Consider the following 9,810-nt stretch of genomic DNA (forward strand, 5'->3'; position numbering starts at 1 on the left):
GGTGCCTGTCGCAACCGTGCTGCCGTCGCCGGCCGCCGAACCCGCCGCCAGACCTGCTTCATAGACCTGATCATGCGCGCCGGCCGGGTTGCCCTGGTCAACGACGACCTGCGGCACGTCGTTGGTGCCGTTGATGGTGATCTCGACCGTTGTCGTCGAGGTGTCGCCGTCGCCATCGGTCAGCGTATACGTGAACGTGTCCGTCAGATGCTGGCCGGTGGTCAGCGCCTGGACCGCCGCAGCGCCGTTGTTCAGCGTGTAGCTGTAGTGGCCGTCCGCATCGATCGTGATCGAACCGTAACTGCCCGCCACGGCCGACCCGACATGGCCCGAGGCCGATGTGACCGTGCCTGCCTCGACGCCCGTTACCGTCGCCCCGTCCGCGCCCTTAACGTCGGCGACGCCGTCCGTCACATTCGCGTCCGCGCCGCCGCTGGCCGTGATCACGTTGCCGTCCGCGACCGTCACGCCGTCTTCCGTCACGCTGTCCGTATCGGCAACCGCGGTCGGCACGTCGTCGACGATGGCGACGGCAAAGGTGGTGCTGGCCGAATCGCCGTCGACGTCCGTGACAGTGATGCTGAAATTGTCCGGAACCGTGTCGTTGGGATCGAACCCGTTCGTGTGCTCGGGATGAGTGACCGATTCGGTCACCGTGTAATTGTATTGGATAGCACCCGTGCTCGGATTGTAGGAGACGATCTCCAAATAGCCGAACTGGCCCGGGATCTGCTGGCCGACGCCGGTGACGGCGACACCGTTGATAACGATCGACCCGATTCCATCCGGTGCGTCGATGCTGATCGTTCCGATGCCTGAGGTTTCGGAATTGCTTGGCGCGTCGCTGCCAGGCGATTGTGTCTGGTTGCCATCGAGGCCAGTTTCACTGGCCGCTTCGGTCGGGGCAAGCAGTGACGTGGCCACCACTGAAACCGGCCTGTCGACGATGGACGGGAACAGTTCGCGGCGATCCAGAAGCCCAAACTGCAAGGCGGTCGGCGGCAGCAATGCCGACAGGTCGAACCCGTCGCCGATGCCGCCGGGGGGAACCGAGAAATCACCGCCTGCGCTTGAATTCGAACCGCCGGGGCCGGCCGAGATGGAACCGTCGGCGCCGAAGGCGACATCGACATGGCTGGCTTCCAGCGCCGCCAGCAAGGCAACGCGCGGCACCTCGACGTCGCCGATGATGAAGGTCGGCACGTTCAGGGCGCCGTCCTTGATCACGATCACCGAGCCGTCGGCCTGTTCGAGTACAAGGTTTTGGCCGTCGACCTTGATGTTGTCGATGGAGGCGTTGGCAGGAAGCCTTACCACGTGGCTGGCGTCGGCTACATATTCGTGCGGCGCAGCTGCCGGCAGCGTCTTCCCTTCCGCGGGGGCTTCCGGCTTGACGGGCGCTCCGCCGCCGACATCGACCGGCACCGGTTCGGACGCTGCCGGTGCGGCCTGCTGCGTCGAATTTGCCTGTGCGACCCGGATCTCCGCCGGCGATGCCTGATCGCCGTGTTCACTGGACGCGGAATGCTCGTTCAAGGAACCCGAAAAGCTGTCCAACTCGATATTGTTCGTCATGGCTGAAACCCCTCCGATATTTACCGGATAGAGACAGCGGCCATTTCTACTTTGCAACTGCCCCCTAATCTATTTCATATACTATGATATGCATTGCTCGGCATTTTTTACACGTGGTAAACCGCGACAATATAACCTGATATATGGTGGCTTCCGGAGGCTTCCCTAACGGAGGACTGGCCGGGATATTTTGGTAAATCGAAGTATAAAATTGAATAAAATTTTAAATAAAATAGATGAAGACAGTTGCTGGATATTTATCCACCTTCCTTTCCAATAATTTGAGACAAGATTGGTAGCGTCCACAGTCAAAGGTGGGCGTTATGAAAAAGCAAAAATCGGTTCCGGGGAAAACCGGGCTCCAGATGCTCCTGCTGGCAATCGGGCTTGTCGGCCTGGCGGGGCCGTCATTCGCCAGCGATATCCCCGCACCCGGCAGGCCCCAGGAGAAGGTCCAGACGCCGCCCTGTCTCGGCGGTGTTTCACTGACGAGGCCCCAGCCCTGGCAGCCTGCGGACGCTTACCGGATCGGCATGGTCACCGGCAGCTATGGCCCGGATGTCGGCCGCGGGGACGGCTCGTCAACGGCGCGAGATGACGCCGGGATAGATCCGGTGCAGACCGCGTCGATTATTCCAGGGGTCTTCGGATCGGTTGCCTTGTCCATGCGCAATTTTCCCGTCGCGGCGCGCTGGGCGCCTGTCTACCGGGCAATCACCGCTTGTTCGGCAGGCAGCCCCTGCGAGCACAAGAGCACGGCTTTTGCCGGCATGATCGCTGCCGCTCAAGGCAAGGGATTCAGCGAGAAGCTGTCCTTCGTCAACAGCAGCGTCAATCGCCTGATCGCCTACAGGAAAGACAGCGTCGTCTACGGCAAGCTCGACTATTGGGCGAAGCCTTCGGAGATTCTCGAGCGGCGAGCCGGCGATTGCGAGGATTTTGCCATCCTCAAGATGACGGCCCTGCTGAGGGCCGGCATTCCGACGCAAAGCATGGCGCTTGTCGTCCTCCAGGATCGCAAGAGAGGCTTCTTTCACGCAGTGCTGTCGGTGAGCACAGGCAGCGGCACCTTCATTCTCGACAGCCTCAGCAACACCGTTATGCGTGACAGCGATCTCCCGGATTACGTCCCGCTCTATTCGTTCAGCACGGACCGGGCCTGGATCCACGGTTCAAGACCGGGCGGCGCCCAGATGGCCGACATCAAGGGCGGTTTCGCAACCGTCGCACCCGGCGAAGGTTTTCAGCCATAGGGTTTCGGCCAGTCCAAGCCATAGGTTCTCGCCAAAGACTGGCGGGCATTCAGCCGCCGAAGACGAACGCCATCAGCAGCTCCGGCTCGAGCACCGGGGCCCGCACCGCATTCAATTGCCCCCGGTATCGACGGTCACCCGCGCCGATGACAAAACCGGTGGCCACCGGCGATTCGCCATTGGCGTCGAGCCGCGTGAAGATGTCGGCCACATTGAGGTCCAGCGCCAGCTTGAGGTCGTGCCGTGCGTCATCGCTTGGGGCGATCGGCAATTGGCGCTTGACCAGTTGCTGGAACGGCGCGTTGAACGACAGGATCTTCTTCGAAGAAGCCAGGGCAAAGGCCGGAGACGGGCACGCGACCAGTATGGCGTTGATGGTGTTGATCGATGCAAGCCTTCGCAAGGTCAGGTTTTCGTCCCCCAACCCACGCATGCAGGCCACCCTGATCGCGGATGTCAGATTGCCTGTCTGGGCCTGGCTTTCGGCGATCTCGTCGATGAGCATGCCGATCGTGCACTTCCTGCTTTCGGCCATCTGCTTCAGCGACATCCAGAATGCCCGCTCCAGACGAATGCCGCGCCGTATGCCACCGCGCGCCACGACCCGAAACTCCAGCCCGAAATCCTCGGCGGCGACTGGCGCAAGCAGCCGCTCGCGATCGGAATGATGAGGGCTGGCGCTACCGCTCACTCATCGCCTCCTCGCGCGCCTTGTTGATCGGCTTCAGGAGGTAGTGCAGGATCGTCTTGCGCCCGGTCTTGATGTCGACCGAGCAGATCATTCCGGGGATGATCGAATAGGCCTTGCCGTCTCTTTGAAGGGTCGATTTGTCCGTCGCCACGCGCACCTGATAATAGGGCTCCCCCGTTTTCTGATCGACCAGGCTGTCGGCTGTGATGTTGGAGACCTTGCCCTCGATGCCGCCGAAGATCGAGAAGTCATAGGCGGTGACCTTGATAAGGGCTTCCTGGTCGGGCCGGATGAAGGCGACATCCCGCGGCGAGACCCGTGCCTCCACCAGCAACGTTTCGGAGGTTGGCACGATGCCGGCCACGACGGCGCCAGGCTGGACGAAGGCGCCGACCGTGTTCAGCTCCAGCGTGTTGACGATGCCGTCCACGGGAGACCGGATATCGGTGCGCGCGACCTTGTCGGTGGCTCCCCTTATGGTCTCATCCACCACCGAAAGGTCCGCCAGCGCCTGGGTAAGGTCGTCCAACGCCTCCTGCTGCAATTGCAGGCCGAGTTCCTCGACCTGAAGCTGAGCTTCCGTGATCGACGATTTGATCTTCTTTATCGTTTCGCCGGCAAGGTTCAGCTGGCCGTTGAGTTCGGTCTGTTCGCGCTCTACCCGGAGCTGCTCGGTCCTTGCCATCAGGCCTTTCTTGACCATCGCGTCGACGAGTTTTGCCTCCTGGTCGCTGACCGCCAGGTTCTTGGTAAGACGATCGGAATTGGCCTCCGCCTCGGCAAGTTCCTTCTCGCGCTGATCGAGGCGTGACTTGAGCACGGACAGCTTGTTGTCGAAGTTCCCGCGCCGGGCGATGAGCAGCTTCTGTTCATTGTCGCAGATTTGCGGAGCGACCGACTGGATGTCCTGCGGGCACGGAAATGGGCCCGAGAGATTGCCGGCCTGTTCGTATTTCAGCCTTGCTATGCGCACTTCCAGCGCGCGCGCCTTGGCCTGCTGCTCGCCAAGGCTGGACGTGTTGAGCGTGTTGTCCAGGCGGATGATGAGATCGTTCTTCTTGACGACCTGGCCGATCGTCACGGCGATTTCCTGAACCACACCGGCCTCGCTCGCCTGGATGATCTGGGTCTTGGAAGCAGGTATGACCTTGCCGTCGCCGCGTGCGATCTCATCGACTTCGGCAAAGGACGCCCAGGCGACAAAAACGACGAAGAGCGCTCCGATGATGAATATGGACGCCGACGCAAACAGCGGCGGCCGATCTTCCCTGGCAAGCATTTCCCACGCCCCAACGCATTGGATGCAGCAATAATTGTTTTGTCAGGCGCTTGTTTTCTGCAACGCCTGTATGACTTGGTCCTTCGGTCCGTCGGCAACGATTTTGCCCTGTTCGATAACGATCAGGCGGTCGGCCAGTTCAAGCATGCTGAACCGATGTGTGGAGACGATCAGCGTGGTGTCGCGGTCAAAGGCGACTTTGAGCTGCTTGATCAACTGGCGTTCGGAAGCAAGATCCATCGAGCCCGACGGCTCGTCCAGAAAGACGATTTTCGGTTTGGTCAGCAGCAGGCGCGCGATCGCCACCGTCTGCCTTTGGCCGCCGGAAAGATTGGTGCCGCGCTCGCCGACATTCATGTCGTAGCCGCGCGGGTGGCGTGAAACGAAATCATCGACGCCGGCAGCCTTTGCCGCTTCGATGATCTGTTCGTCTGTAGCCTCGGGGCATGCCATCAGGAGGTTCTCCTTGATGGTGCCCGAGAACAGGTCGCCGGCCTGCGCAACGATGCCGACCGCGGCGCGAACCTCGGACGGGTGATACTGGCGAATGTCGATCCCATCCAGCAGCAACTCACCGGAAGTCGGCAGGAAGAGCCGGCCGACCAGCCGACCCATCGTCGTCTTTCCCGATCCTATGCGGCCGATGATGCCGATCCGCTCACCCGGCTTGACCGAGAAATTCAGGCCGGTCAAAACTTCGTTTTCCGAGCCTGGATAGACAAACCCGACATTCCTGAACACCATCGCCCCCTTGCGGATGGGGCGGTTGACGAAGCCCACCGTGTCGGGTCGATCTTCCGGTTGAGCCATGATCGAATTCACCATCCTCAGCGAGAGCATGGCCTGGCGGAACCGGGACAACGTTATGGCGATCTGGCCGAGCGGCGCCACGGCCCTGCTCGCCAGCATCACCGTTCCTATGATTGCTCCTGTCGAAACATGCCCTTCCGAGAAGGCATAGGCGCCGGCCACGACCAGGGCGACGGTCACCAGCTGCTGTATGGACTGGGTGATGTTGCCCGCCGCCGCCGAAAGCTGCTTGATCTTCTCGGACGTGTTGGCGGCGTTCTTGGAGTGCTCTCCCCATTTCCGCAGCAGATACGCCTCGGCGCGCAGCGACTTGATGGTCTCCAGCGTCGAGATCGATTCGACCAGCAGGGCCTGGCGCTGCGATGCTTCGTTCATCGAGGCGGCGACGCGCTTGCCGATGCGGCGCTGGGTGACCAGGCCGACGATGACGGACATCACGAAGGCCAGCGCCGGTATGATCACCAGCCAGCCGCCTATTGCATAGATCACAAGGAGAAAGACGAAGACGAATGCCGTGTCGATGAACACGCTTATGGTGTTGGAGGTGAAGAACTCCCTGACGAACTCATATTGCGTGACCCTGTTTGCGTATTCGCCGGTCGAGCCGGGGCGCGCCGAAAGCGACGAGTTCAGCACTTTTTCGAACAGCAGATAGGATATCCGCAGATCCGCCTTGCGCCCGGCATAGTCGATGAGGGAAGCCCTTGCCGTCTTCAAAAGCAGGTCGAACAGGATGACCGCACCGATGCCGAGAGCCAGGACCCACAGTGTCGATATCGCCTTGTTCGGCAGGATCCTGTCGTAGACGTTCATGGTGAAGATCGGCGAGGCTATGGCCAGCAGATTGATGAACACCGCCGCCAGGACGACTTTCGAGTAGGTGCGCCAGAAAGCGCCCATCGTCCCCGTAAGCCAATGTCTTCGCTCGATCCTGGCCGCCGAGCCGACCGACATGGTCTCGGCGGCATTGGCATAGGTGATCGAAAAGGAAGCGCCGCCGCTGATGTAGCTGGCGGCCAGTTCCGACCGGCCGATCGTGGTGCGGCCGTCTTCCTGGGGCGCGGTGATATACGCATCGCCTTCGCCTAGAGCCAGCAGGGCGACGGGCAATTGGCTGACGCGAAAGACGATGGCCGGCAGGTCGATACGCCCCCTGAGAAAATCGCGATGATTGAACTCGGTGACTTCCAGGCCGATGCGTTCGGCAAGGTGCCTGATGTCGTCGGCCGCAATTCGCGTGTCCGAGAGCGGCACGCCGGCAAACAGCACGGTCTCCGCGCTCGGCCTGCCGAGATATCCGGCAACGGCCGAGAAGCAGGCCTTGAACGCCTCCTTCGGGGAGAGGATGTTGGGTTGCTGGTTCACGATCTGCCCGTCAGGACGCTCGCTGGACCTTGTGCTGTCCTATTTCTTCCTCACCGGAGCGAGAATATCGAATGGCAGGTCGTTCTTCTGCTCCGATGGCGTCCGCGCATAGGTTTCTGTGTCCGCGGTTTCCGGTGCTGCGAACTCGGTGCGTGCATAGGCCGTCGCTTGCTTTGCCGGCTCGAGATTCATCGTTTTCAGCAACTGTCCGGTCGCGGCCAGGAGCCGGTACTGGGCAAACAGCGATGCGTAGGAAGCGGTATCCGCCAGCGTTGCCGTGTTGAACCGTGTATTCTGCGCATCGAGCACGTCGAGCAGCGAGCGCTGTCCGACCTTGAACTGCTCGCGATAGGAAGCAACCAGCTTCTCATTGGCAGCGGCTTGTTGCCTCAGGGTCTTTGCCAGATCGGCTTGCCGGAAACGGCGATCCCATGAGGTGCGAACGGCTTCCTCGATTTCGCGCTGGACCTGATGCAGCGCGAGACGCTGTTCACTGGTGCGGCGGATCTGTTCCTGCTCGTTGGCCTTGTCGATGCCACCGCGGTAGAGGTTCCAGCGCAGGACCACGCGCGCCTGCAGGTCGGTGGTGTCGCCATCGTCGCCGTCAATGTCGGTTCCTGCCCGGGCCCGACCTTCAGCGATGATGGAGGGGCCAAATTTTGCCCGCGCAGCGTCCACGAGGGAGGCCGCCGCGTCGATGTCGCTGTTGGCCATGTGTACGCGCGGATTGCTTTCCCGCGCCAACCCTATCGCGTCGTCGAGCGAGCGCGGGAGTGCGGCCGAAACATCGCCAGGCCTCGAAGGGCTGGTCAGTGGCTTTCCGACGGTTTTGAAGAAGCGGATCTTGGCCGCTTCCAGTTCCTCGGTCGCCTCCTGCATGCGCGCCTTGGCGGCGAACAGCCGTTCCTCGGCCTGTTGACGGTCGGCCTCGTTCAGCGCGCCGCCCGAGATGCCTTGCCGGATGTCGCCGAGAATTGCCTGGTGGAAGCCGAGATTCTTCTTCGCTTCGGCAACGATCGAGGCCTGCAGCATGTATTCCAGATAGTCCTGGACAACGGACAACCCGATGAATTCGGACCGTTCCAGAACGCGGAACGAAGCGCCGTCGACGCGCGATGCCTGACGGTTCAATTCGGCCCGCCTTCCGCCGCTGTCATAAAGCGTCTGCGAAACGGTAAGATCCGTTTCAGCCGGATAGAGCGCATCGCCTTCGATGGAAAGAGAGCGCCGGGACGGATTGTCGAGCCGGCGAACGCCAGCCGATGCCTCGACATCGACACTGGGAAGATAAAGGCCCTTGGCCTGCCGCAACTCGAACTCGATGGCTTCGCGATTTTCGATCGCCTGTCCAATCTCGGGATTGGACTCCACCGCGACAGCCATCGCCTCCTTGAGCGTGAGCGCGTGAGCGCTGCCGCAGGTCAGCATGGTGGCCGCCATCAAAAGACCAAGGCGCCTGCCTATGGTCGACATGTTTGTCGTATTCATTAATCCCACCCTAACGTTTCCCCAGCGTCCTTTTCAGAGCGCTAACCAAGCCAAGGCCTGCCCGTCGGTGGATTATTCACAGATTCACGAAATATGTGAGCGATTATTGATTTAGAGATCGCTAAATAGCCTTTTTGGGCAACAAGGCTGCGAGATGTAGCAAAAATAGCACATAACGTCGGCTCGCTGCGGTTGTATCCAGACGCCGCATTCAGTGGGAAAGCACAAAAAACGGCAGGCCAGTGGGCCGGTATGGCCAGAATCATGGCCGGTTCGGATAGCGGCTGTCGATGATCCAACCTGAAGTTGAGCCCTTTTTCAGGCACGCCCCTTTGGATGCCGCGTCCAAAAATACTCCATCGCGGCGGCCGGCGTACGCTTCATGTGGCTCACTGCGGCCAAAAGCTGGTCAGCGCGCACCCTAATTTGCGCTCAACGCCACCATGCGGTCGAGCGCCGCGGTCAGGCCGCGAAGCGACACAGGGAAGCTCAGCGGGGTCTCGGCGTCCGTCGTGACATTGAGCTTCAGCACCGAGCCTCCCCTCAGCTTTCCAAGCGTCGGCCGATCAACCGTAAAGACGGAGACGCAACCCGTCGGCAGGCAGGTCCTGAAGCGCTGCGGGGACGGCGGTTGATCGTCGATCTGCAGCGTCACGCCCGGATCAAGGAGGATGCCGAAGGGCAGAAGCAGGGTAGCCGTCGTCGAACCGTCCGGGCGTGCCGCGATCTCCATGGCAAGAAGCCTCTGCCCGTTCTGCTGGACCTGGTCTTGCGCAAGCGAGCACACTCTCGCCTTTTCCCGTACCGAACAGGTCACGCTCCAGTCCTGATAGACCTCACGCAGCGATGAGGGTCCATCCGGGACAGCCGCCACCTGTTGCTGGGCAGACGCCGGCGACATCAATGAGAATAGAATTGCTCCACATGCGGAGACGGCCTTCGGGCCAAGCTTCATGTGCAGACCCATTCGCGGATCTTGCATTTCTCTCCCGTCGCCTCGCAGGCCTGCAAAGCGAGATCCTCCGCTTCCCGACGGGTCTCGGCCGAGTTCACGCCCCAGGGCGTGAAACGGTTCTCCACTTTGTCTGCCACGGCAAGCGCACCGCAGTGCTTGTAGGGAAAGCCGGTCTCGTCGTCATCATTCCAATGGCGATGGTTGCGGAAGACGGTGACGACGTTGCAGGCCTTTCCGCCTGCGTTCTCGCAATATTTCTGTGCGATGTCCTTCGCTTCCTGCCGCTTGTCGGCGCCCCAGAAGAAGCCGTATTTGCTATCGGCCTGCGAATAGGCAATGGCCGCCCATATGCCCTTTTCCTCCTGTTGCGGTTCCGATGGGGCCACAAGGTCGG

The 9,810-nt window shown here is 61.1% G+C and carries 8 protein-coding genes; 1 reads left to right on the forward strand and 7 read right to left on the reverse strand.

What is annotated here, in order from left to right:
* Positions 1–1,575: VCBS domain-containing protein (locus EN884_RS13155; RefSeq protein ID WP_206617590.1), on the reverse strand; the 1,575-nt coding region annotated here is incomplete at its 3' end.
* Between the two features lie 323 nt (positions 1,576–1,898).
* On the opposite strand from EN884_RS13155, the gene EN884_RS13160 reads away from it, so the two are divergent.
* A complete protein-coding gene (locus EN884_RS13160; RefSeq protein ID WP_063168900.1) occupies positions 1,899–2,828 on the forward strand; it encodes a transglutaminase-like cysteine peptidase in 930 nt (309 codons plus the stop codon).
* A 49-nt stretch (positions 2,829–2,877) separates the two neighbouring features.
* Here EN884_RS13160 and EN884_RS13165 read toward each other — a convergent pair whose 3' ends face one another.
* The 6 genes from EN884_RS13165 to EN884_RS13190 all read right to left on the reverse strand — a co-directional run.
* Complete coding sequence (locus EN884_RS13165) at positions 2,878–3,519, reverse strand: ribbon-helix-helix domain-containing protein (RefSeq protein WP_024502654.1); 642 nt, start codon at positions 3,517–3,519, stop codon at positions 2,878–2,880.
* Entirely contained in the window at positions 3,509–4,798 is a 1,290-nt protein-coding gene (locus EN884_RS13170) for an HlyD family type I secretion periplasmic adaptor subunit (RefSeq protein WP_063168901.1), read from the reverse strand. Before EN884_RS13170 ends, EN884_RS13165 begins: the two co-directional genes overlap by 11 nt.
* A gap of 42 nt (positions 4,799–4,840) precedes the next feature.
* Positions 4,841–6,973, reverse strand: a complete 2,133-nt coding sequence (locus EN884_RS13175; protein WP_013529845.1) for a type I secretion system permease/ATPase — start codon at positions 6,971–6,973, stop codon at positions 4,841–4,843.
* Positions 6,974–7,012: 39 nt separating this feature from the next.
* Positions 7,013–8,461 (reverse strand): TolC family protein, encoded by a 1,449-nt coding sequence (locus tag EN884_RS13180; RefSeq protein WP_013529844.1) that lies wholly within the window; start codon positions 8,459–8,461, stop codon positions 7,013–7,015.
* 421 nt (positions 8,462–8,882) lie between these two features.
* Positions 8,883–9,428 carry an invasion associated locus B family protein gene (locus EN884_RS13185; protein WP_063168902.1) on the reverse strand — a complete coding sequence of 182 codons (546 nt, stop codon included), beginning with the start codon at positions 9,426–9,428 and terminating at the stop codon, positions 8,883–8,885.
* Positions 9,413–9,810: DUF4189 domain-containing protein (locus EN884_RS13190; RefSeq protein ID WP_245491927.1), on the reverse strand; the 398-nt coding region annotated here is incomplete at its 5' end. The genes EN884_RS13185 and EN884_RS13190, both read right to left, overlap by 16 nt.

It is taken from the genome of Mesorhizobium sp. M7A.F.Ca.AU.001.01.1.1, from assembly GCF_004022735.1.
GTDB classification, from domain to species: domain Bacteria; phylum Pseudomonadota; class Alphaproteobacteria; order Rhizobiales; family Rhizobiaceae; genus Mesorhizobium; species Mesorhizobium ciceri.

Bases quoted from the DNA above. Each gene is read 5' to 3' on its own strand.
- EN884_RS13160 (WP_063168900.1), top strand. From the start codon at position 1,899: ATGAAAAAGCAAAAATCGGTTCCGGGGAAAACCGGGCTCCAGATGCTC.
- EN884_RS13170 (WP_063168901.1), bottom strand. From the start codon at position 4,798: ATGCTTGCCAGGGAAGATCGGCCGCCGCTGTTTGCGTCGGCGTCCATA.
- EN884_RS13180 (WP_013529844.1), bottom strand. From the start codon at position 8,461: ATGAATACGACAAACATGTCGACCATAGGCAGGCGCCTTGGTCTTTTG.
- EN884_RS13185 (WP_063168902.1), bottom strand. From the start codon at position 9,428: ATGGGTCTGCACATGAAGCTTGGCCCGAAGGCCGTCTCCGCATGTGGA.